The 20,232-nt window shown below is 73.6% G+C and carries 24 protein-coding genes; 5 read left to right on the forward strand and 19 right to left on the reverse strand.

Going from position 1 to position 20,232, the window contains the following annotated elements:
- The first annotated feature begins 21 nt into the window (after window positions 1–21).
- Window positions 22–1,230, forward strand: coding sequence for a CaiB/BaiF CoA transferase family protein (locus SGLAU_RS09095; protein ID WP_043499979.1), 1,209 nt, complete (start codon window positions 22–24; stop codon window positions 1,228–1,230).
- Entirely contained in the window at window positions 1,227–2,051 is an 825-nt protein-coding gene (locus SGLAU_RS09100) for an HpcH/HpaI aldolase/citrate lyase family protein (protein WP_043499981.1), read from the forward strand. Before SGLAU_RS09095 ends, SGLAU_RS09100 begins: the two co-directional genes overlap by 4 nt.
- A gap of 69 nt (window positions 2,052–2,120) precedes the next feature.
- Here the strand turns inward: SGLAU_RS09100 and lgt are convergent, their stop codons facing one another.
- The 11 genes from lgt to hisI all read right to left on the reverse strand — a co-directional run bounded on the left by lgt (window position 2,121) and on the right by hisI (window position 11,018).
- Complete coding sequence (gene lgt / locus SGLAU_RS09105) at window positions 2,121–3,101, reverse strand: prolipoprotein diacylglyceryl transferase (protein WP_043499983.1); 981 nt, start codon at window positions 3,099–3,101, stop codon at window positions 2,121–2,123.
- Window positions 3,102–3,182: 81 nt separating this feature from the next.
- Window positions 3,183–3,959, reverse strand: a complete 777-nt coding sequence (locus tag SGLAU_RS09110) for a DsbA family protein (RefSeq protein WP_043499985.1) — start codon at window positions 3,957–3,959, stop codon at window positions 3,183–3,185.
- Window positions 3,960–4,060: 101 nt separating this feature from the next.
- Window positions 4,061–4,876: a tryptophan synthase subunit alpha gene (gene trpA, locus SGLAU_RS09115; protein ID WP_043499987.1), complete on the reverse strand. Its 816-nt coding sequence runs from the start codon at window positions 4,874–4,876 to the stop codon at window positions 4,061–4,063.
- Window positions 4,873–6,156 carry a tryptophan synthase subunit beta gene (gene trpB, locus SGLAU_RS09120; protein WP_043499988.1) on the reverse strand — a complete coding sequence of 428 codons (1,284 nt, stop codon included), beginning with the start codon at window positions 6,154–6,156 and terminating at the stop codon, window positions 4,873–4,875. Before trpB ends, trpA begins: the two co-directional genes overlap by 4 nt.
- Window positions 6,157–6,269: 113 nt before the next feature.
- Window positions 6,270–6,467 carry a tryptophan biosynthesis modulator TrpM gene (gene trpM / locus SGLAU_RS33460; RefSeq protein ID WP_078957646.1) on the reverse strand — a complete coding sequence of 66 codons (198 nt, stop codon included), beginning with the start codon at window positions 6,465–6,467 and terminating at the stop codon, window positions 6,270–6,272.
- 22 nt (window positions 6,468–6,489) lie between these two features.
- A complete protein-coding gene (gene trpC, locus SGLAU_RS09125; protein ID WP_043499990.1) occupies window positions 6,490–7,299 on the reverse strand; it encodes an indole-3-glycerol phosphate synthase TrpC in 810 nt (269 codons plus the stop codon).
- Window positions 7,300–7,437: 138 nt separating this feature from the next.
- Window positions 7,438–7,890: a DUF2752 domain-containing protein gene (locus tag SGLAU_RS09130; RefSeq protein ID WP_043499992.1), complete on the reverse strand. Its 453-nt coding sequence runs from the start codon at window positions 7,888–7,890 to the stop codon at window positions 7,438–7,440.
- An 88-nt stretch (window positions 7,891–7,978) separates the two neighbouring features.
- On the reverse strand, window positions 7,979–8,266 hold the full coding sequence (locus SGLAU_RS09135) for an HGxxPAAW family protein (RefSeq protein WP_043499994.1): 288 nt from the start codon (window positions 8,264–8,266) through the stop codon (window positions 7,979–7,981).
- Between the two features lie 139 nt (window positions 8,267–8,405).
- Complete coding sequence (locus SGLAU_RS09140; protein ID WP_043499996.1) at window positions 8,406–9,056, reverse strand: TIGR02234 family membrane protein; 651 nt, start codon at window positions 9,054–9,056, stop codon at window positions 8,406–8,408.
- 52 nt (window positions 9,057–9,108) lie between these two features.
- The gene (locus SGLAU_RS09145) at window positions 9,109–10,602 is read right to left on the reverse strand and encodes an anthranilate synthase component I (protein WP_043499998.1); all 1,494 of its coding nucleotides are present in this window, start codon (window positions 10,600–10,602) and stop codon (window positions 9,109–9,111) included.
- 11 nt (window positions 10,603–10,613) lie between these two features.
- Window positions 10,614–11,018, reverse strand: a complete 405-nt coding sequence (gene hisI / locus SGLAU_RS09150) for a phosphoribosyl-AMP cyclohydrolase (RefSeq protein ID WP_043500000.1) — start codon at window positions 11,016–11,018, stop codon at window positions 10,614–10,616.
- A gap of 140 nt (window positions 11,019–11,158) precedes the next feature.
- Here hisI and SGLAU_RS09155 point away from each other — a divergent pair, with 140 nt between their 5' ends.
- The gene (locus SGLAU_RS09155; protein ID WP_043500002.1) at window positions 11,159–11,794 is read left to right on the forward strand and encodes a TIGR03085 family metal-binding protein; all 636 of its coding nucleotides are present in this window, start codon (window positions 11,159–11,161) and stop codon (window positions 11,792–11,794) included.
- A gap of 30 nt (window positions 11,795–11,824) precedes the next feature.
- On the opposite strand, the gene hisF is transcribed toward SGLAU_RS09155, so the two are convergent.
- The 8 genes from hisF to hisD all read right to left on the reverse strand — a co-directional run bounded on the left by hisF (window position 11,825) and on the right by hisD (window position 17,626).
- Window positions 11,825–12,580 (reverse strand): imidazole glycerol phosphate synthase subunit HisF, encoded by a 756-nt coding sequence (hisF, locus tag SGLAU_RS09160; RefSeq protein ID WP_043500004.1) that lies wholly within the window; start codon window positions 12,578–12,580, stop codon window positions 11,825–11,827.
- Window positions 12,577–12,984: a RidA family protein gene (locus SGLAU_RS09165; protein WP_043500007.1), complete on the reverse strand. Its 408-nt coding sequence runs from the start codon at window positions 12,982–12,984 to the stop codon at window positions 12,577–12,579. Before SGLAU_RS09165 ends, hisF begins: the two co-directional genes overlap by 4 nt.
- Entirely contained in the window at window positions 12,981–13,715 is a 735-nt protein-coding gene (priA, locus tag SGLAU_RS09170) for a bifunctional 1-(5-phosphoribosyl)-5-((5-phosphoribosylamino)methylideneamino)imidazole-4-carboxamide isomerase/phosphoribosylanthranilate isomerase PriA (RefSeq protein WP_043500008.1), read from the reverse strand. Before priA ends, SGLAU_RS09165 begins: the two co-directional genes overlap by 4 nt.
- A gap of 4 nt (window positions 13,716–13,719) precedes the next feature.
- Complete coding sequence (hisH, locus tag SGLAU_RS09175) at window positions 13,720–14,364, reverse strand: imidazole glycerol phosphate synthase subunit HisH (RefSeq protein WP_099052782.1); 645 nt, start codon at window positions 14,362–14,364, stop codon at window positions 13,720–13,722.
- Window positions 14,355–14,519 carry a hypothetical protein gene (locus tag SGLAU_RS35615; protein WP_043500011.1) on the reverse strand — a complete coding sequence of 55 codons (165 nt, stop codon included), beginning with the start codon at window positions 14,517–14,519 and terminating at the stop codon, window positions 14,355–14,357. The genes hisH and SGLAU_RS35615 overlap by 10 nt, the downstream gene beginning before the upstream one ends.
- Window positions 14,520–14,604: 85 nt before the next feature.
- Entirely contained in the window at window positions 14,605–15,198 is a 594-nt protein-coding gene (gene hisB, locus SGLAU_RS09185) for an imidazoleglycerol-phosphate dehydratase HisB (RefSeq protein WP_043500013.1), read from the reverse strand.
- Window positions 15,195–16,304, reverse strand: a complete 1,110-nt coding sequence (locus tag SGLAU_RS09190; RefSeq protein ID WP_043500015.1) for a histidinol-phosphate transaminase — start codon at window positions 16,302–16,304, stop codon at window positions 15,195–15,197. Before SGLAU_RS09190 ends, hisB begins: the two co-directional genes overlap by 4 nt.
- Window positions 16,301–17,626, reverse strand: coding sequence for a histidinol dehydrogenase (gene hisD, locus SGLAU_RS09195; RefSeq protein WP_043500017.1), 1,326 nt, complete (start codon window positions 17,624–17,626; stop codon window positions 16,301–16,303). The genes SGLAU_RS09190 and hisD overlap by 4 nt, the downstream gene beginning before the upstream one ends.
- A 177-nt stretch (window positions 17,627–17,803) precedes the next feature.
- On the opposite strand from hisD, the gene SGLAU_RS09200 reads away from it, so the two are divergent.
- Both SGLAU_RS09200 and SGLAU_RS09205 read left to right on the forward strand, forming a co-directional pair.
- Window positions 17,804–19,387: a hypothetical protein gene (locus SGLAU_RS09200; RefSeq protein ID WP_043500019.1), complete on the forward strand. Its 1,584-nt coding sequence runs from the start codon at window positions 17,804–17,806 to the stop codon at window positions 19,385–19,387.
- 92 nt (window positions 19,388–19,479) lie between these two features.
- On the forward strand, window positions 19,480–20,220 hold the full coding sequence (locus SGLAU_RS09205) for an LON peptidase substrate-binding domain-containing protein (protein ID WP_043500020.1): 741 nt from the start codon (window positions 19,480–19,482) through the stop codon (window positions 20,218–20,220).
- The last annotated feature ends 12 nt before the right edge of the window (window positions 20,221–20,232 follow it).

The following is a 20,232-nucleotide window of genomic DNA, read 5'->3' on the forward strand; positions in this document are numbered from 1 at the left end:
ACCCACCGAGGGATCCGCCCCATGACCGAGGCACCGTCTCCCCCGCCACCCCCGCTCACCGGACTGCGCGTCCTCGACCTCGCCACCCTGTTCGCCGGCCCGCTCGCCGCCACTCTGCTCGGCGACTTCGGCGCGGACGTCGTCAAGGTGGAGCACCCCACCCGGCCCGACCCGTCCCGCGGCCACGGCCCGTCGAAGGACGGCGTGGGCCTGTGGTGGAAGCTGCTCGGCCGCAACAAGCGCACCATCACCCTCGACCTGTCCAGGCCGGGCGGCCGCGCCACCCTGCTCCGCCTCGCCGCCGGCGCGGACGTGATCATCGAGAACTTCCGCCCCGGCACCCTGGAGAAGTGGGACCTGGGCTGGCCGGAACTGTCCGCCGCCAACCCCCGGCTGGTGCTGGCCCGGGTGACCGGCTTCGGCCAGTTCGGCCCGTACGCCCGCCGCCCCGGCTTCGGCACCCTCGCCGAGGCGCTGAGCGGCTTCGCCGCGATCACCGGCGAGCCGGACGCGCCGCCGACCCTCCCGCCGTTCGGCCTCGCCGACTCCATCGCGGGCCTGGCGACGGCGTACGCCGTGCTGACCGCGCTCGCCGCCCGCGACCGCACCGGCGCGGGCCAGGTCGTCGACCTGGCGCTCATCGAGCCGATCCTCACCGTGCTCGGCCCGCATCCGCTCTGGTACGACCAGCTGGGCCACGTCCAGCCGCGCACCGGCAACCGCTCCCAGAACAACGCGCCGCGCAACACCTACCGCACCGCCGACGGCACCTGGGTCGCCGTCTCCACCTCCGCCCAGTCGGTCGCCGAACGCGTGATGCACCTGGTCGGCCGCCCGGAGCTGATCGACGAGCCCTGGTTCGCGACGGGCGCCGACCGCGCCCGCCACGCCGACGTGCTCGACGAGGCGGTGGGCGCCTGGATCGCCCGGCACACCCGCGCCGACGTCCTGGCCGCCTTCGAGAAGGCGGAGGCGGCCGTCGCGCCCGTCCAGGACGTGACGGACGTGATGACCGACCCCCAGTACGCGGCCCTCGGCACCATCACCACCGTCGACGACCCCGAGCTGGGCCCGCTGCGCATGCAGAACGTCCTGTTCCGGCTCTCCGCGACGCCCGGCGCGATCCGCTGGGCCGGCCGTCCGCACGGCGCGGACACCGAGGCGGTCCTCACCGAGGCGGGCCTCACCCCGGACGAGCTGGCCGCGCTGCGCGCGGAGGGCGCGCTGTGATCCCGCTGACCTGGCTGTACGCCCCGGGCGACCATCCGCGCACGGTCGCCAAGGCGCTCACCAGCGGCGCCGACGTGGTGATCGTCGACCTGGAGGACGCGGTCGCCCCGGACCGCAAGGAGTACGCCCGCGCCGCCACCGCCGAGCTGCTCGCCGAGGCCCAGCCGGTCCCCGTGCACGTCCGTGTGAACGCCCTCGGCACGCCGCTCGCGGCGGCGGACGTACGGGCACTGGCCGGGCTGCCCGGGGTGTCCGGCCTGCGCCTGCCGAAGGTGACCGCCCCCGAGCAGATCGTCCGGGTCGCCGAACGCGCCACCCCCGCCGGGGGCGGCACGCCGGCCCTGCACGCCCTGCTGGAGTCCGCCCTCGGCATCGAGCGCGCCCACGCCATCGCCACCGCCCACCCGGCCCTGCGCGGCATCGCGCTCGGCGAGGCCGACCTCTGCGCCGACCTCGGCGTACGGGATGACGCGGGCCTGGGGTGGCCGCGCTCGCGGGTGGTCGTCGCCGCCCGCGCGGCCGGGCTGCCTCCTCCCACCCAGTCGGTCCACCCCGACACCCGGGACCTGAAGGGCCTGGCCGCCTCCTGCGCCCACGGCCGCGCGCTCGGCTTCCTGGGCCGCGCCGCGATCCACCCCCGTCAACTGCCCATCATCGAGCGGGCCTACCTGCCCGGCCCGGAGGAGGTCGAGCAGGCGGAGACGGTGGTGAAGGCGGCGGCCCGGCAGCGGGGCGCGCAGGCGCTGGAGGACGGCACCTTCATCGACGCGGCGGTGGTGGCGGCGGCGCGGCGCACGCTGTCCCTGGCCCGCCGCCGCTGAGCCGCACACACCGAGGGCGCCCGGAGATCCGCCGGGCGCCCTCGGTGACGTACGGGACCGGCGCCGGCCCTATTTCGCCGACTCGGTCTCGTCCGCGGCGTCCCGTCCCCCGGCCTTCTCGTCCCCGGTGGAGTGATCCGCCCGCCCGGCGTCGCCCGGCTTCTCGCCCTTCTCCGCGCCGGGCTCGTCGCCGGCCTCCGGGGACTCGTCCTGCGTGCCGCCGTCGGACGGCTGGGCACCCGGCTCCACCACGCCCTCCCGGCCCGGCCGCTTCTTCGCGGACACCACGATGTAGACCACGGCGAGCAGGAAGACGACCAGCGCGGTCCAGTTGTTCAGCCGCAGGCCCAGGAAGTGGTGGGCGTCGTCGACGCGCATGTACTCGATCCAGAACCGGCCCGCGCAGTACGCGGCGACGTACAGCGCGAAGGCGCGGCCGTGTCCCAGCTTGAAGCGCCGGTCCGCCCAGATCACCAGCAGCGCCACGCCCACGCACCACAGCGACTCGTACAGGAACGTCGGGTGGTAGTACCCGGGCATCCGGCCGTCGGCGGTGGAGGTGATGTGCAGCGCCCACGGCAGGTCGGTCTCGCGCCCGTACAGCTCCTGGTTGAACCAGTTGCCCCAGCGGCCGATCGCCTGGGCGAAGGCGATGCCGGGCGCGACGGCGTCGGCGTAGGCGGGCAGCGGGATGCCGCGGCGACGGCAGCCGATCCACGCGCCGAGCGCGCCGAACGCGATCGCGCCCCAGATGCCGAGGCCGCCCTCCCAGATCTTGAAGGCGTCCACCCAGTCACGGCCCTCGCTGAAGTACAGCTGGTAGTCCGTGATGACGTGGTACAGCCGGCCGCCGATCAGGCCGAACGGCACCGCCCAGACAGCGATGTCGGCGACCGTGCCGGCCCTCCCGCCGCGGGCGATCCACCGCTTGTTGCCGAGCCAGACGGCAACGAAGACACCGATGATGATGCAGAACGCGTAGCCGCGCAGCGGAATGGGGCCGAGGTGGATCACCCCGCGCGACGGGCTGGGAATGTAGGCAAGTTCCATGGCAGGGTCGACGCTACCGTGCCGGACCGGCCCGGCGCGGGGCGGCCCGGCTACGGGTCCATAACGGGCCGGTGCCCGGTGTCATCCCTTGGCGGCCTCCTGCACCTGCTGCTTGAGCTTGGCCGGGGTCATCGTCTGGTCCCGGTAGATGTTCTGGCCGTTCAGCAGCACGGTCGGGGTGCCGCTGAAGCCGCCCTTGTTGAAGGCCTGGGCCGACTTGTCGACCCAGGCGCCGTGCGTGCCGTCCTCGACACAGGTGCGGAACGCGGGAGTGTCCAGGCCGTCGACCTTGCCCGCCAGCTCGATGAGCTTGTCCGTCCGGGCGAACGCGTCGTCGGTCTCGGGGGGCTGTTCGGCGAACAGCACGTCGTGGTACTCGACGAACTTCCCGGCGTCCTGGGCGCAGGCCGCGGCGTTGGCGGCCGTGCGGGAGCCGCTGCCGCCCATGTTCCCGTCGATGATCGTGGCCAGCCGGTACTCCACCTTGAGCTGGCCGGCGTCCGTCAGCTCGTGGATCGTCGAGCGGTAGGTGCTCTCGAACGACTTGCAGGCCGGGCAGCGGAAGTCCTCCCAGACGGTGAGCGTCGACCTCGCGCCGCTCTCGCCGACCGGGATGACCAGGCTGTCCTCGCCGTTGGCCCCCGAGGGCGCCACGACCGGGCCCGCGTTGTCACCGCCGTCGTCCTTGCCCGCGTTCGCGGCGACCACGCCGATCACCGCCGCGAGGCCCAGCACGCAGACGACGCTCGCGCCCACGATCAGCCCCCGGCGCCGCCTCTCCGCGGCCTTCTGCTTCTCGCGCTCCGCCGCCAGCCGTTCCCGGGCAGTGCGCTTTCCGTCACGGTTTTTCTCGCTCACACCCCGCAGAACGAACCGGGGAGGCGCAGCGCGCCTCCCCGGCTCCGAGACCACCCGTTCGAGCGATCGGCACGACGACCGGGTGCGTCACTCCCCGTCCGCTACGCCTGTCCGCGCACGCCCTTCGCCAGCTCGCCCGCGAGCGCCCGGACGGCCTCCACGCCGGCCGCGTGGTCGGGGGCGTCCAGCATCCGCTTGACGAAGGCCGAGCCGACGATCACCCCGTCGGCGAACCCGGCGACCTCGGCGGCCTGCGCGGCGTCGGAGACGCCGAGGCCCACGCAGACCGGCAGTCCGGTGGTGGCGCGGGTGCGCTCCACCAGGTTCTGCGCCTGCGTGCCGACCGACTCGCGGGTACCCGTGACCCCCATCAGGGAGGCGGCGTACACGAAGCCGCTGCCGGCCGCGGTGATCTCGGCCAGCCGCTTGTCCTTGCTGCTGGGCGCCACCACGAACACAGTCGCGAGCCCGTGCTTCTCGGCGTGCTCCCGCCACAGGGCGGACTCCTGCACCGGCAGGTCGGGCAGGATGCAGCCGGCGCCGCCCGCCTCGGCCAGCTCGGCGGTGAACCGCTCGACGCCGTAGCGGTCGACGGGGTTCCAGTACGTCATGACGAGCACCGGCTTGCCGGTGGCCGCGGACGCCTCGCGGACCGTGCGCATGACGTCGGCGATTCTCACGCCGCCGCGCAGGGCGATGTCGTCGGCGGTCTGGATGACCGGGCCGTCCAGGACCGGGTCGCTGTGCGGCAGACCGACCTCGACCACGTCCGCGCCGCCGTCCAGGACGGCCTTGACCGCGTCGATGCCGCCGTCCACGGTCGGGAACCCGGCCGGGAGGTAGGCGATGAGCGCGGCGCGGCCCTCGGCCTTCGCCGCGGCGAGCGTGTCGGTCAGCAGCCGGATGTTCCCGCTCACTTGGCGTCCCCCTCGATCTCGGCGGTGCCGGAGGCGTCCTCGGCGACCTCGGCGTCGGTGTCGTACAGGCCGAAGTAGCGCGCGGCGGTGTCCATGTCCTTGTCGCCGCGGCCGGACAGGTTGACCACGATCAGCCCGTCCTCGCCGAGTTCCCGGCCGACCTCCAGGGCGCCGGCCAGGGCGTGGGCGCTCTCGATGGCCGGGATGATGCCCTCGGTGCGGGACAGCAGGCGCAGTGCCTGCATGGCAGCGTCGTCGGTGACCGCGCGGTACTCGGCGCGGCCGGTGTCCTTGAGGTAGGAGTGCTCGGGGCCGATGCCCGGGTAGTCCAGGCCGGCGGAGATCGAGTACGGCTCGGTGATCTGGCCCTCCTCGTCCTGGAGGACGTAGGAGCGGGAGCCGTGCAGGATGCCGGGCTCGCCCGCGGTCAGGGTGGCCGCGTGCTCGCCGCTCTCCACGCCGTGCCCGGCCGGCTCGCAGCCGATCAGGCGGACGGACTCGTCGGGGATGAAGGCGTGGAACAGGCCGATGGCGTTGGAGCCGCCGCCGACGCAGGCGATCGCGGCGTCGGGCAGGCGTCCGGCGCGCTCCAATAGCTGGCGGCGGGCCTCGACGCCGATGACCCGGTGGAAGTCGCGGACCATGGCCGGGAAGGGGTGCGGGCCCGCGACGGTGCCGAACAGGTAGTGGGTGTGATCGACGTTGGCGACCCAGTCGCGGAACGCCTCGTTGATGGCGTCCTTGAGGGTGCGGCTGCCCGACTTCACGGCGATGACCTCGGCGCCGAGCATGCGCATCCGGGCGACGTTGAGGGCCTGGCGACGGGTGTCGACCTCGCCCATGTAGATGGTGCAGTCGAGGCCGAAGAGCGCGCAGGCGGTCGCCGTGGCGACGCCGTGCTGGCCGGCGCCGGTCTCGGCGATGACGCGGGTCTTGCCCATGCGCCTGGTGAGCAGCGCCTGGCCGAGCACGTTGTTGATCTTGTGTGAGCCGGTGTGGTTCAGGTCCTCGCGCTTGAGGAAGATGCGGGCGCCGCCCGCTTCCGCGGCGAAGCGGGGGACCTCGGTGAGCGCCGAGGGGCGGCCCGTGTAGTCGGCGAGGAGTTCGTCCAGCTCGCGGGCGAACTCCGGGTCGTTCTTGGCCTTGTCGTACTCGACGGCCACCTCGTCGACCGCCGCGACGAGGGCCTCCGGGATGAACTTGCCGCCGAACGCGCCGAAGTAGCCGTCCGGATTCGGGACCTGGCCTTCGGGGTCGGGGACGAAGAAGTTGCTGGGCATGCGTGAGCCTCACGGTGAGTGTGGTGAAAAGACACTGTCGCCGTGGGGGCGGAGGCGGCCGGTCCGCTGCCCCGGCCGTCGTGGCGGGTCGCGCCACGCGGTGGAGCCGTGCGTCAGCCTGAGCCCCCGCGCCCCTGAGGGGGGCGCTGCCATCGGCGGCCGTTGACCTGCCCGGGCTCGTCACCGATGACGTACCGCACCCGGCGGCCGTGCACCCGGCGGGCGGGGGCACGGCAGCCACGGGGCCGGCAGCCGCGCGCGAGGCGGGCGTACGGGTCCCGGGCCATCGGCGCGGTGAGTGCGTACGTCATCGTCGGTCAGCCTAGCGAAACCTCAGCCCCGGCCGTGCCGGAGTGCCGGGTGCTCGCCCGCGGCCACCAGGTCGGCGACGGCCGTCTTCGGGTCCTTGCCCGTGACCAGCGACTCGCCGACCAGGACCGCGTCGGCGCCGGCGTTGGCGTAGGCGATCAGGTCGTGCGGGCCGCGGACGCCGGACTCGGCGACCTTGACGATGCTGTCCGGGATCTCCGGCGCCACCCGCTCGAAGGTGCCGCGGTCGACCTCCAGCGTCTTCAGGTTGCGCGCGTTGACGCCGATGACCTTGGCGCCCGCGTCGACCGCGCGCTCGACCTCGTCCTCGTCGTGGACCTCGACGAGCGGGGTCAGGCCGATGGAGACGGCTCGCTCGATCAGCGACTCCAGGGCCGGCTGGTCGAGGGCGGCGACGATCAGCAGGGCGAGGTCGGCACCGTAGGCGCGGGCCTCCCAGAGCTGGTAGGAGGTGACGATGAAGTCCTTGCGCAGGACGGGGATGTCCACGCGCGCGCGGACCGCCTCCAGGTCGGCGAGCGAGCCGCCGAAGCGGCGCTCCTCGGTGAGGACCGAGATGACGGCCGCGCCGCCCGCCTCGTAGTCCGCGGCGAGGCCCGCGGGGTCGGCGATCGCGGCGAGCGCGCCCTTGGACGGGCTGGAACGCTTCACCTCGCAGATCACCTTGACGCCGTCGCCCCTGAGCGCGGCCACCCCGTCCTTGGCCGCGGGAGCCTTCGCCGCGCGCTCCTTGAGCTCGTCGAGGCTGACGCGCGCCTGCCGTTCCGCGAGGTCGGCACGGACTCCGTCGATGATCTCGTCGAGCACACTCACGCGAGCGGCCCCCTTCCAGTCGGCTGACTGTCACAGCGGTCGGTCGGAACCTATTGGTCATGGCGATGGTATCCGGAAAAGGCGAAGGCCTCGCATCCGGTTGACGCCGGTCCCACTACCTGGACACCGGCGTGGTGATCAAGGATGCAGCCAGCCGCCGAACGGCAGATTCCGGACAACGGTGAAGACCAGCACCAACGCGCCGGCGGCCCACAGGTGGGCGGGCCGCGGGTCGACGCGGAACGGACGGCCGCGGACCGCGCGGACCACCCATACGGTCCACGCCACGGCGAACAGCGCGTACCCGGCGACCGCCACTGCGTTCGCCTGGAGGGCGGCCGGCAGATCGCCGTGCACCAGGGCGTGCGCGCTGCGCAGCCCGCCGCAGCCGGGGCAGTACAGGCCGGTCAGCCGCAGCAGCGGGCAGGCGGGGTAGTGGCCGGGCTCGTTGGGGTCCACGGCGCCGACGTAGGCGAAGGCCGCGGCGACGGCCGCGAGCACCCCGGCGGGCACGGCCGGCCGGGCCGCGGCCCGTGCCGTGGTGCGGCGGGCGGGGGTCGCCGCCCGGGGGTCGGGGGTCACGTCTCGCATTGTGCCCCGCGCGGGGCGCGGACGCGCGTGAGGGGCGGCCGGACGGCCGCCCCTCCACGGGATCGCTGTGGTGCCGTGCCGGGCGGGGTCAGCTCTCGGCGGCGACCGGCTCGCGCGTCGCCGCGGCGGCCTTCTGCTTCGCCGGGGCGGCGCCGTCCGCCATCTTCAGGGGCTGCGCCTTCGGCATGCCCATGCCCATGGCGCGCATCACGCCGCCCACGACACCGCCGAGGACCACGATGGCCATGCCGCCCCAGAAGCCCACCGGGTTGGCCATCACCATGAAGGCACCCGCGACGGTGAAACCGATGAAGGCGATGATGACACCGGTCCAGGCGGCCGGGGTGTGACCGTGCCCGTGGCTGCTGTCCGCCATTGCTTGCTCCTCGTAGCCGTGTACGTGTGTGAGCCTGACGCTCGCGTCCATTGTCCCGTACGCGCGCACCGGGGTGGCCCCCGGGTCGCGTCTCTTACGCCACACCCGGCCCGGGCCGGCCGGATCCGGGCCCCGGCCGTCAGGCCGGGCCGGTGCCGGTGGGGTCCTCGCCGCGGTCCAGGGCCTTCCACAGGTCCTCGGGCCGGTCCGGGTCGGCGGCCGGGGCGGTACGGCGCGGGCGGGCGGCGCCGGAGCGCTCGTAGCGGCCGGACATGGCGGGCCAGAGGCGGCCGTAGCGCAGGGCGAGCAGTCCGGCGCACAGGATGAACGCGCCGCCGACGGCCGCCGCGTACGGCCACGCGGTGTGGCTGAGCGCGTGCACACCGGCCGAGGTGTCGCCGGAGGCGCGGGCGGCCTGCTCGTCGAGCGCCGCGGTGTCCGACGCGCCGGACAGGGCGGCCACGGCGATGCCGGCGCCGGACAGCGTGAGCAGCGCGGCGACCACGAGACGGCCGGCGCGGCGGACGGCGAAGACGGCGACGAGCGCGGCGAGGCCCACGACGGCCAGGGCCGCGGGGACGCCGGTGACGTCGCTGCCCTTGGCGGTCAGCGGGAAGGAGCCGCCGGCCACCGTCGCGGTCCCCTCCGACCACTGCTGGCGGGTGGCGAGGAGCACCACGGCCGCGCCGAGGGCGCCGCACAGCAGCGCCACGGCGAGGCTCCGGCGCCCGGCCCGGGAGGGTCGTGCGGCTTCGGGACGGGGGTCAGGTACGGCAGTCACGTACTCCACTATCGCCTGAACCCCGGGCGGACCGGCACCCGGGGCGCACGTGATCCGTGCCCTACGCGCCGAGCCGGTTGGCGGTGTGCACGGCGCGCAGGACCGCGGCGGCCTTGTTGCGGCACTCGGTGTCCTCGGCGACCGGGTCGGAGTCGGCGACGACTCCGGCGCCCGCCTGGACGTAGGCGGTGCCGTCGCGCAGCAGCGCGGTGCGGATGGCGATGGCGGTGTCGGAGTCGCCCGCGAAGTCGAGGTAGCCGACGCAGCCGCCGTACAGGCCGCGCCGGGACGGCTCCAGCTCGTCGATGATCTGCATGGCGCGCGGCTTGGGGGCGCCGGAGAGCGTGCCGGCCGGGAAGCAGGCGGTCAGCACGTCGAAGGCGGTACGGCCGGCGGCGACCCGGCCGGTGACCGTGGAGACGATGTGCATCACGTGCGAGTACCGCTCGACGGACATGAAGTCGACGACCTCGACCGAGCCGGGTTCGCAGACCCGCCCCAGGTCGTTGCGGCCCAGGTCGACGAGCATCAGGTGCTCGGCGCGCTCCTTGGGGTCGGCGAGCAGCTCCTCGGCGAGGGCCTGGTCCTCCTGCGGGGTGGCGCCCCGGTGCCGGGTGCCGGCGATGGGGTGCAGCATGGCCCGCCCGTCCTCGACCTTGACCAGCGCCTCGGGCGACGAGCCGACGACGTCGAAGGCGTCCCCGTCCCCGCAGGGGAACCGGAACAGGTACATGTACGGCGACGGGTTGGTGGCCCGCAGCACCCGGTACACGTCCAGGGCGCTCGCCGTGCACGGCGTCTCGAACCGCTGCGAGGGCACCACCTGGAAGGCCTCGCCCGCGCGGATGCGCTCCTTGATGTCCTCGACGGCCGCCTGGTACTCGGCGCCGCCCCACAGCGCGGTGTACTCCGGCAGCTCGGACGGCGGCAGGACGGCGGGCGGCTGGGCGACCGCGCGGGACAGGTCCGCCTCCATGGCGTCGAGGCGGGCGACCGCGTCCGCCCAGGCCTCGTCGACGCCGGTGTCCAGGTCGTTGTGGTTGATCGCGTTGGCGATCAGCAGGACCGAGCCCTCCCAGTGGTCCATCACCGCGAGGTCGCTGGTGAGGAGCATGGTCAGTTCGGGCAGGCGCAGGTCGTCGCGCTCGCCGGGGCCGATCTTCTCCAGCCGCCGCACGATGTCGTAGCCGAGGTAGCCGACCATGCCCCCGGTGAAGGGCGGCAGGCCCTCCTGGTGCGGGGTGTGCAGCGCCTCGATGGTGGCGCGCAGCGCGGCGAGCGGGTCGCCGTCGACCGGGACGCCGACCGGCGGGGCGCCCAGCCAGTGGGCCCGGCCGTCGCGCTCGGTGAGGGTCGCCGCGGAGCGGACGCCCACGAAGGAGTAGCGGGACCAGGAGCGGCCGTTCTCCGCGGACTCCAGGAGGAAGGTGCCGGGGCGCTCGGCGGCGAGCTTGCGGTAGAGCCCGACCGGGGTGTCGCCGTCGGCGAGGAGCTTGCGGGTGACGGGGATGACCCGGCGGTCGGTGGCGAGCTTGCGGAACGTCTCGAGGTCCATGGCCGCCGACCCTACTGATTCGCGGCCGGTGCGCCGGCGTCCCGAAGGTCTTGCGACAGCACGTCCGCGTCGAAGCAGGTGCGCGCGCCGGTGTGGCAGGCGGCGCCGACCTGGTCGACCTTGACCAGCACGGTGTCCGCGTCGCAGTCCAGCGCGACGGACTTCACCCACTGGTAGTGGCCGGAGGTGTCGCCCTTGACCCAGTACTCCTGGCGGCTGCGGGACCAGTAGGTGCAGCGGCCGGTGGTCAGCGTGCGGTGCAGCGCCTCGTCGTCCATCCAGCCCAGCATCAGCACCTCCCCGGTGTCGTACTGCTGGGCGATGGCGGGCACGAGACCGTCCGCGCTGCGCTTGAGGCGCGCCGCGATCTCGGGGTCCAGGCCGCTGGGACTGCTGGGTGGAGGCGTGCTGGTCATGGGGCCATTGTGCCGCGCGCCGCCGGCGCTCACGGAGCCGCGTCCACCAGATGGGCACGGGGCGCGGGACACCCCCGCCGGGGCGGACGGTGGCCGGGTGACGGGTGGGCGGACGGGCTACCCGGTCGTAGGCTGACGGCATGTCGACCTTTGCCAAGCGTGAACGGCTCCTTCTCGCCGACCTCTTGGAAACCGCGGGCCCCGAGGCTCCCACCCTGTGCGAGGGCTGGCGGACCCGGGACCTGGCCGCGCACGTAGTGGTGCGCGAGCGCCGCCCCGACGCGGCCGGCGGTCTGCTGGTCAAGCAGCTCGCGCCGCGCCTGGAGAAGGCCATGGAGGAGTTCACGGCGAAACCGTACGAGGAACTGATCCAGCTCATCCGCACGGGACCGCCGCGCTTCTCGCCGTTCTCCCTGAAGCAGCTCGACGAGATGTCGAACACGGTGGAGTTCTACGTCCACGCGGAGGACGTCCGGCGGGCCCAGCGCGACTGGACGGCGCGGGTGCTGGACCCGGTGTTCCAGGACACCCTGTGGTCCCGGACGGAGCGCACGGCCCGGCTGATGGGCCGCGGCGCCCCGACCGGCCTGGTGCTGCGCCGCCCCGACGGCCAGACGGTGGTCGCGCACCGGGGCACCCCGGTGGTGACGGTGACCGGCGAGCCCTCCGAGCTGCTGCTGTTCCTCTACGGCCGGCAGAGCGCCGCCAAGGTCGACCTGGACGGCGACGCGGACGCGATCGAACGCCTGCACGGCAGCAAGCAGCTCGGCATCTGAGCGGCCGCGGGGGCCCGGCCCGGCGGCGCGTCACCGCACCGGGTGGCCGGCCTCCCGCAGGGTCTGCTTGACCTCGCCGATCCGCAGGTCGCCGAAGTGGAAGACGGAGGCGGCGAGGACGGCGTCCGCGCCCGCCTCGATGGCGGGCGGGAAGTGCCCGAGCCGGCCGGCGCCGCCGGAGGCGATCACGGGGACCGTGACGTGCTTGCGGACGGCCCGGATCATCTCCAGGTCGTAGCCGTCCTTGGTGCCGTCGGCGTCCATCGAGTTCAGCAGGATCTCGCCCGCGCCCAGTTCGGCGGCCCGGTGCGCCCACTCGACGGCGTCGATGCCGGTGCCCTTGCGGCCGCCGTGCGTGGTCACCTCGAAGGACCCGCCCTCCGTCCGCCGCGCGTCCACCGACAGCACCAGGACCTGCCGGCCGAAGCGTTCGGCGATCTCGCGGATCAGGTCGGGGCGGGCGATCGCCGCCGTGTTGACGCCGACCTTGTCCGCGCCGGCGCGCAGCAGCCGGTCCACGTCGTCGGCCGTGCGGACGCCGCCGCCGACCGTGAGCGGGATGAACACCTGCTCGGCGGTGCGGCGCACCACGTCGTAGGTCGTCTCGCGGTTGCCCGAGGACGCGGTGATGTCCAGGAACGTCAGCTCGTCTGCGCCCTCGGCGTCGTACACCTTCGCCATCTCGACGGGGTCGCCCGCGTCGCGCAGGTTCTGGAAGTTGACGCCCTTGACGACCCGGCCGTTGTCCACGTCCAGGCAGGGGATGACTCGGACCGCCAGGGTCATGACTGCTCGGCTCCTCTGAATGCCTCTACTTCGACCTCGACCAGGATGCGCGGGTCCACGAAGCCCTCCACGACGAGGAGGGTGGACACCGGCCGCACCGTGCCGAAGATTTCCCGGTGGGCGCGGCCCACCTCGTCCACGTCCCGGGCGTGCGTCAGGTACATGCGGGTGCGGACCACGGACTCGGCGCCGAGCCCGAACTCACCGATCGCCTCCAGGGCGCTGGTGAAGGCCACCTTGGCCTGTTCGTACGGGTCGCCCTCGCCGTGGAGCACCGTCCCCTTGAAGGACGTGGTGCCCGCCACCAGGACGCGGTCGCCCGCCGCGACGGCGCGTGCGAAACCGAAGGACTCTTCCCAGGGACTTCCGCTCTGCACTCGCCGCACGGCTTCGGACGACGTCATGACGACACTGCCTCCAGGGCCTCTTCCAGGGTGAACGCCTTCGCGTACAGCGCCTTCCCGACGATGGCGCCCTCGACACCGAGGGGGACCAGCTCGGAGATGGCCCGCAGGTCGTCCAGGGAGGACACGCCGCCGGAGGCCACGACCGGGCGGTCGGTGGCCGCGCAGACGTTCCTCAGCAGCTCCAGGTTGGGGCCCTGGAGGGTGCCGTCCTTGGCGATGTCGGTGACGACGTACCGCGCGCAGCCCTCCTTGTCGAGGCGGTCCAGCGTCTCGTAGAGGTCGCCGCCGTCGCGGGTCCAGCCCCGGCCGCGCAGGGTGGTGCCCCGTACGTCCAGGCCCACCGCGATCTTGTCGCCGTGCTCGGCGATGACCCTGGCGACCCACTCCGGGGTCTCCAGGGCGGCCGTGCCGAGGTTGACGCGGGTGCAGCCGGTGGCGAGCGCGGCGGCCAGCGAGGCGTCGTCGCGGATGCCGCCGGACAGCTCGACCTTGATGTCCAGTTCCGCCATGCGCACGGCGACCTCGGCGATCAGCTCACGGTTGTCGCCGGTGCCGAAGGCCGCGTCCAGGTCGACCAGGTGCAGCCACTCGGCGCCCGACCGCTGCCAGGCGAGGGCGGCCTCCAGCGGGGAGCCGTAGGAGGTCTCGGTGCCGGACTCGCCGTGCACGAGGCGGACGGCCTGGCCGTCGCGGACGTCGACGGCGGGGAGCAGTTCGAGCTTGGCCATGTCTCTACAGGGTTCCGATCCAGTTGGTGAGCAGCTGCGCGCCGGCGTCGCCGGACTTCTCGGGGTGGAACTGCGTGGCCCACAGGGCGCCGTTCTCCACGGCGGCCACGAACGGCCTGCCGTGCGTGGACCAGGTGACCTTGGGCGCGGCGATCGCGGGGTTGTGGGTCTCCAGCGTCCAGTCGTGGACGGCGTAGGAGTGCACGAAGTAGAAGCGGGCGTCGGCGTCCAGGCCCGCGAACAGCTCGCTGTCGGCCGGGGCGTCGACGGTGTTCCAGCCCATGTGGGGCACGACGTCCGCCTGGAGCGGCTCGACCGCGCCGGGCCACTCGTCGAGGCCCTCGGCCTCCACGCCGTGCTCGATGCCGCGGGCGAAGAGGATCTGCATGCCCACGCAGATGCCCATGACGGGGCGCCCGCCGGACAGCCGGCGGTCGATGATCCAGTCACCGCGCGCGGCGCGCAGGCCCTGCATGCAGGCGGCGAAGGCGCCGACGCCCGGCACCAGCAGGCCGTCCGCGTTCATGGCCTTGTCGAAGTCACGGGTTATCTCGACGTCGGCTCCCGTGCGGGCGAGGGCACGCTCGGCGGAGCGGACGTTGCCGAAGCCGTAGTCGAAGACCACGACGCTCTTGGTGCTCAATTCCACACCTCCAGCCGCATGACGCCCGCGACGAGACACATCGCGGCGCCGATGGAGAGCAGGACGATCAGACTCGTCGGCATCTTCTGCTTGGCGAAGGAGATGATGCCGCCGACGAGGAAGAGCCCGACCACGATCAGGACGGTGGACAGCCCGTTCACCGTGTGCCTCCGTTCGCTTCTCCGCCCGCGCGGGGCGCGGGTGCGGCGGTCGTCGTCCGCGGCCCGGCAGCCGCGCGTGCGCCGCTCACAGCGCCCCCTTGGTGGACGGGAGGATGCCCGCCGCGCGCGGGTCGCGCTCGGAGGCGTACCTCAGGGCCCGGGCGAGCGCCTTGAACTGGCACTCCACGATGTGGTGCGCGTTGCGGCCGTAGGGCACGTGCACGTGCAGCGCGATCTGCGCCTGGGCGACGAAGGACTCCAGGATGTGCCGGGTCATCGTGGTGTCGTACTCGCCGATCATCGGCGCCATCTTCTCGGGCTCGGTGTGCACGAGGTACGGGCGGCCGGACAGGTCGACGGTCACCTGGGCGAGCGACTCGTCCAGCGGGACGGTGCAGTTGCCGAAGCGGTAGATGCCCACCTTGTCGCCGAGGGCCTGCCTGAAGGCGGCGCCCAGCGCCAGGGCGGTGTCCTCGATGGTGTGGTGCGAGTCGATGTGCAGGTCGCCCTCGGTCTTCACGGTGAGGTCGAACAGACCGTGCCGGCCGAGCTGGTCGAGCATGTGGTCGTAGAAGCCGACACCGGTGGAGATGTCGGTCTTCCCGGTGCCGTCGAGGTCTATCTCGACGAGGACCGAGGTCTCCTTGGTCGTGCGCTCCACGCGTCCCACGCGGCTCATGCGTTCAGCTCCTTCTTCACTTCACGGACCGCGTCGAGGAACGCGTCGTTCTCCTCCGGGGTGCCGGCGGTGACCCTGAGCCACCCCGGTACGCCGTTGTCCCGGACCAGGACGCCCCGGTCGAGGATCTTCCGCCAGGCCTCGTGGGCGTCGGCGAACCGGCCGAACTGCACGAAGTTGGCGTCCGAGGCGGTGACCTCGTAGCCGATCGCGAGCAGTTCGCCCACCAGGCGGTCCCGCTCGGCCTTCAGCTGCTCCACGTACCCGAGCAGCGTGTCGGTGTGCTCCAGGGCGGCCAGCGCGGTCGCCTGGGTGACCGCCGACAGGTGGTAGGGCAGCCGGACCAGCTGGACGGCGTCGACGACGGCCGGGTCCGCGGCGAGGTAGCCGAGGCGCAGGCCCGCCGCGCCGAACGCCTTGGACATGGTGCGGGAGATCACCAGGTGCGGGCGGCCGTCGAGCAGGGGCAGCAGCGAGTCGCCGTGGCTGAACTCGATGTACGCCTCGTCCGCGATCACCATGGACGGCTTGGCGGCCTGGGCGGCCTCGTACAGCGCGACCACCGTCTCCGGCGGCACGGCGGTGCCGGTGGGATTGTTCGGCGTGGTGACGAAGACGACGTCCGGCCGGTGCTCGGCGATGGCCTTCTCGGCCGCCGCGAGATCGATCGTGAAGTCGTCGTTGCGGGGGCCGGAGATCCAGCCCGTACCGGTCCCGCGCGCGATGAGGGCGTGCATCGAGTACGACGGCTCGAAGCCGATCGCGGTGCGGCCGGGCCCGCCGAAGGTCTGCAGCAGCTGCTGGAGGACCTCGTTGGAGCCGTTGGCCGCCCACACGTTGGCCGGGCCGACCTCGTGGCCCGCGGTCCTGGTCAGGTACTCGGCGAGCTTCGTGCGCAGCTCGACCGCGTCCCGGTCCGGGTAGCGGTTGAGGTGGCGGGCCGCCTCGCGCACCCGCTCGGCGATCCGCTCGACCAGCGGCTCGGGCAGCGGGTAGGGGTTCTCGTTGGTGTTCAGCCGTACCGGGACGTCGAGCTGGGGCGCGCCGTAGGGGGACTTGCCGCGCAGCTCGTCCCGGACGGGGAGGTCGTCGATCCGGGTGTTCACTTGCCCTCCGGCACCTTCCAGTCGAACCGGGCCTTGATCGCCGCGCCGTGCGCCGGCAGGTCCTCCGCCTCCGCCAGCGTCACCACGTGGTGGGCCACCTCGGCGAGGGCGTCGCGGGTGTAGTCCACGATGTGGATGCCGCGCAGGAAGGACTGGACGGACAGGCCCGAGGAGTGGCAGGCGCAGCCGCCGGTGGGCAGGACGTGGTTGGACCCGGCGGCGTAGTCGCCGAGCGAGACCGGGGCCCAGGGGCCGATGAAGATCGCGCCCGCGTTCTTGACCCGGCCGGCCACGGCCGTGGCGTCGGCGGTCTGGATCTCCAGGTGCTCGGCGCCGTACGCGTCGACGACCCGCAGGCCCTCCTCGACGCCGTCGACCAGCACGATCGCGGACTGCTTGCCGGTGAGGGCGGGCACGATCCGGTCGTCGACGTGCTTGCTCGCCGCGACCTGGGCCGCCAGCTCCTTCTCCACCGCGTCCGCCAGCTCCGCGGAGTCGGTGACCAGCACGGAGGCGGCCAGCGGGTCGTGCTCGGCCTGGCTGATCAGGTCGGAGGCGACGTGCACCGGGTCGGCGGTGGAGTCCGCGAGGACCGCGATCTCGGTCGGGCCGGCCTCGGCGTCGATGCCGATCTTGCCGGTGAAGTAGCGCTTGGCCGCGGCGACCCAGATGTTGCCGGGGCCGGTGACCATGTTGGCGGGCGGGCAGGACTCGGTGCCGTGCGCGAACATCGCGACCGCGGTGGCGCCGCCGGCCGCGTAGACCTCGTCGACGCCGAGCAGGGCGCAGGCGGCGAGGATGGTCGGGTGCGGCAGGCCGCCGAAGTCGGCCTGGGCCGGGGAGGCGAGCGCGATGGACCCGACGCCGGCCTCCTGGGCGGGCACGGCGTTCATGACCACCGAGGACGGGTAGACCGAGCGGCCGCCCGGCGCGTACAGCCCGACGCGCTCGACGGGGACCCACTTCTCGGTGACGGAGCCGCCGGGCACCACCTGGGTGGTGTGGGTCTCACGCCGCTGGGCGCGGTGGACGAGGCGGGCGCGGCGGATGGACTCCTCCAGGGCCGCGCGCACCGCCGGGTCCAGCTCCTCCAGGGCGCGGGCGATGGCCGACGCCGGCACCCGGACCTGGTCCAGCTTGACGCCGTCGAACTTCTCGGCGAAGTCGATCAGCGCCGCGTCGCCCCGATGATGCACGGCCTCGCAGATCGGACGCACCTTCTCCAGGGCGGCCGCTACGTCGAAGTCGGCTCGGGGCAGCAGGTCGCGCAGGGCGGGACCCTCCGGGAGGGCGTCGCCGCGCAGATCGATTCGGGAGATCACGTGCTCAATTCTCGCAGACCGGCGACGGTGGCCGTCCGCGCGTATCAATGGCTGATACACGACCTGGTACGACCACGGAAGATCCCCCTCACGTTGTGTGTTCGACACGTCACCGAGCGGGCATGAACAGCTGTACGAGGACCCGACTCGCGAGTATCCGGGGAGGGAGGGACCGGTGTGACCGAGGGAGCCGTCTTACGGACCGGGGACATCCCGGACGGTCTGACCGCCGCCGAGGCCGGCATGTGGCAGGCCTTCCGCAGCGGCACCGTCTACGACCTGCGCAGCGGCGACAGCGTGGCCGACGATCCGCACGGCGGGCAGCCCTGGGGCCCGGAGCGGACCGTGCGGGCCCGGATCGTGTGCTGGCTGCTGCTGGACGGCCCGCCCGCCCTGGCCGGCCGGGTGTCCTCGCTGAAGCTGACCGGGGTGCAGATCAGCGACTCGATCGACCTCTCCGGCGGCACCGTGGTCCCGTATGTCGAGCTGACCGGCTGCCGCTTCGAGCGGGAGGTCAGGCTGCCCGAGGCCCGCTTCACCACCGTGCGGCTGGTGAACTGCTCGGTGCCCCGGCTGGAGGCCGCCCGCGTGCAGACCGAGGGCGATCTGCACCTGCCCCGCTCCCGGTTCCTCAGCGGGATACGGCTCACCGACGCCCAGATCGGCACCGACCTGCTGCTCAACCAGGCGATCGTGTACCGCGACCGCAGCGGCCGGTCCATCGCCGCGGACGGCCTGAACGTCGGGCAGGACCTCCAGGCCGAGCTGCTGGAGTCGCACGGCGAACTGAGCCTGCGCAGCGCCACCATCGGCGTCTCGCTCAGCCTGCGCGGCGCCCGGCTGCGCAACCCGTACGGCAGGCTCGCCCTCAACGCCCCGCAGCTGACCGTCGAGCGCACCCTGTACCTCACCCCGGCGGGCGTCGGCGGACTCCAGCTCAGCGGGGTCACGCCCGTCGAGGGCACCCGGGTGCAGCGCTTCGAGTGCCAGGGCGGGCTGCGGCTGGACGACGGCCGGTTCGGCGACGCGGTCGACCTCGACGGCGCCCGCCTCGTCCTCACCGACGACCAGGAGCTGTCCCTGCGCCGCGTCCAGGTGCCCGAGCTGCGCTTCCTCGGGGAACGCCCGCAGCGGGGCAAGGTGGTGCTGTCCGGCGCGCGGATCGTCAACCTCGTCGACCGGGCGAGCAGCTGGCCGGGCCCCGGGCACCTGCACATGCCGGGCTTCACCTACGAGAACCTGGTCCCGCAGGGGCCCTTCCCGCTGGCCGAGCGGCTGGAGTGGGTGGCGGCGGCGACCGCCGAGTACAACCCGGACCCGTACGAACGCCTCGCCGCGGTGCTGCGGGCCGGCGGCGAGGACGAGGACGCCCGCGAGGTGCTGCTCGCCAAGCAGCGCCGGCGCCGCGAGACCCTGCCGCCCGCCGCGAAGATCGTCGGGTACGCGCAGGACTGGACCGTGGCCTACGGCTACCGGCCGGGGCGCGCCGCCGTGTGGATGGCGGTGCTGTGGGCGGCGGGCTCCGTGGCCTTCGCCCACGCCGGGCGGCCGGACACGAGCGGCGGCGGCCCGTCGGACCCGCCCTGGAACCCGGCCCTGTTCGCGCTCGACCTGCTGCTGCCCGTCATCGACCTCGGCCAGGCGGGCGTCTGGCAGCTGCGCGGCGGCTGGCAGTGGCTGGGGGCGGCACTGGTGCTGCTGGGCTGGGTGCTGGCCACCACGGTGGCGGCGGGCGCGACCCGGCTGCTGCGCCGGAACTGAGGGGCACGCGAGCGGCGCGCGGCGGCCCCGGCCCCCTGTTCCGGTGGGCGGGGCGGACGCCCCGGTGCCCGCGACCATTAGGCTGTGGCGCCGTGACCACCGTCCGGCTGCCGCTCTTCCCGCTGAACTCGGTGCTGTTCCCGGGACTCGTCCTCCCGCTGAACGTCTTCGAGGAGCGTTACCGCGCCATGATGCGCGCGCTGTCCAAGACCCCCGAGGACGATCCGCGCCGCTTCGCCGTCGTGGCGATCCGCGACGGCCACGAGGTGGCCCCGAGCGCGCCCGGGATGCCCGATCCGACGTCCCAGCCGGAACGGGGACCCGCCGCCGGGTTCGGCGCGGACCCCGCCAGGGCCTTCCACCGCATCGGCTGCGTGGCCGACGCGGCCACCATCCGGGAGCGGGCCGACGGCACCTTCGAGGTGCTGGCGACCGGCACGACCCGGGTGCGGCTGCTCGGCGTGGACGCCTCCGGCCCGTACCTCACCGGTGAGCTGGAAGAGCTGCCGGAGGAGCCGGGCGACGGGGCGGGGGCGCTCGCCGAGGGCGTGCTGCGGTCGTTCCGGCAGTACCAGAAGCGCCTCGCCGGCGCGCGGGAGCGCTCGCTGGCCACCGGCGGCGACCTCCCCGACGAGCCGTCCGTCGTCTCCTACCTGGTCGCGGCGGCGATGATGCTGGACATCCCCACCAAGCAGCGCCTGCTCCAGGCGCCGGACACCGCGTCCCGGCTGCGCGACGAGCTGAAACTCCTTCGCGCCGAGACGGCGATCATCCGTACGCTGCCGTCGCTGCCCGCGGCGGACCTGACGCGCGGGCCGACGAGTCTGAACTGAAGACCGGGAACC

The organism is Streptomyces glaucescens (assembly GCF_000761215.1).
Taxonomy (GTDB): domain Bacteria; phylum Actinomycetota; class Actinomycetes; order Streptomycetales; family Streptomycetaceae; genus Streptomyces; species Streptomyces glaucescens_B.

Bases quoted from the DNA above. Each gene is read 5' to 3' on its own strand.
- SGLAU_RS09155 (WP_043500002.1), top strand. From the start codon at position 11,159: ATGTCGACCTTTGCCAAGCGTGAACGGCTCCTTCTCGCCGACCTCTTG.
- SGLAU_RS09135 (WP_043499994.1), bottom strand. From the start codon at position 8,266: ATGGCGGACAGCAGCCACGGGCACGGTCACACCCCGGCCGCCTGGACC.
- hisF (WP_043500004.1), bottom strand. From the start codon at position 12,580: ATGACCCTGGCGGTCCGAGTCATCCCCTGCCTGGACGTGGACAACGGC.
- hisB (WP_043500013.1), bottom strand. From the start codon at position 15,198: ATGAGCCGCGTGGGACGCGTGGAGCGCACGACCAAGGAGACCTCGGTC.
- trpM (WP_078957646.1), bottom strand. From the start codon at position 6,467: ATGACGTACGCACTCACCGCGCCGATGGCCCGGGACCCGTACGCCCGC.
- hisI (WP_043500000.1), bottom strand. From the start codon at position 11,018: ATGACCAGCACGCCTCCACCCAGCAGTCCCAGCGGCCTGGACCCCGAG.
- SGLAU_RS09095 (WP_043499979.1), top strand. From the start codon at position 22: ATGACCGAGGCACCGTCTCCCCCGCCACCCCCGCTCACCGGACTGCGC.
- priA (WP_043500008.1), bottom strand. From the start codon at position 13,715: ATGGCCAAGCTCGAACTGCTCCCCGCCGTCGACGTCCGCGACGGCCAG.
- SGLAU_RS09130 (WP_043499992.1), bottom strand. From the start codon at position 7,890: ATGCGAGACGTGACCCCCGACCCCCGGGCGGCGACCCCCGCCCGCCGC.
- SGLAU_RS09145 (WP_043499998.1), bottom strand. From the start codon at position 10,602: ATGGACCTCGAGACGTTCCGCAAGCTCGCCACCGACCGCCGGGTCATC.
- lgt (WP_043499983.1), bottom strand. From the start codon at position 3,101: ATGGAACTTGCCTACATTCCCAGCCCGTCGCGCGGGGTGATCCACCTC.
- trpB (WP_043499988.1), bottom strand. From the start codon at position 6,156: ATGCCCAGCAACTTCTTCGTCCCCGACCCCGAAGGCCAGGTCCCGAAT.
- SGLAU_RS09165 (WP_043500007.1), bottom strand. From the start codon at position 12,984: ATGACGTCGTCCGAAGCCGTGCGGCGAGTGCAGAGCGGAAGTCCCTGG.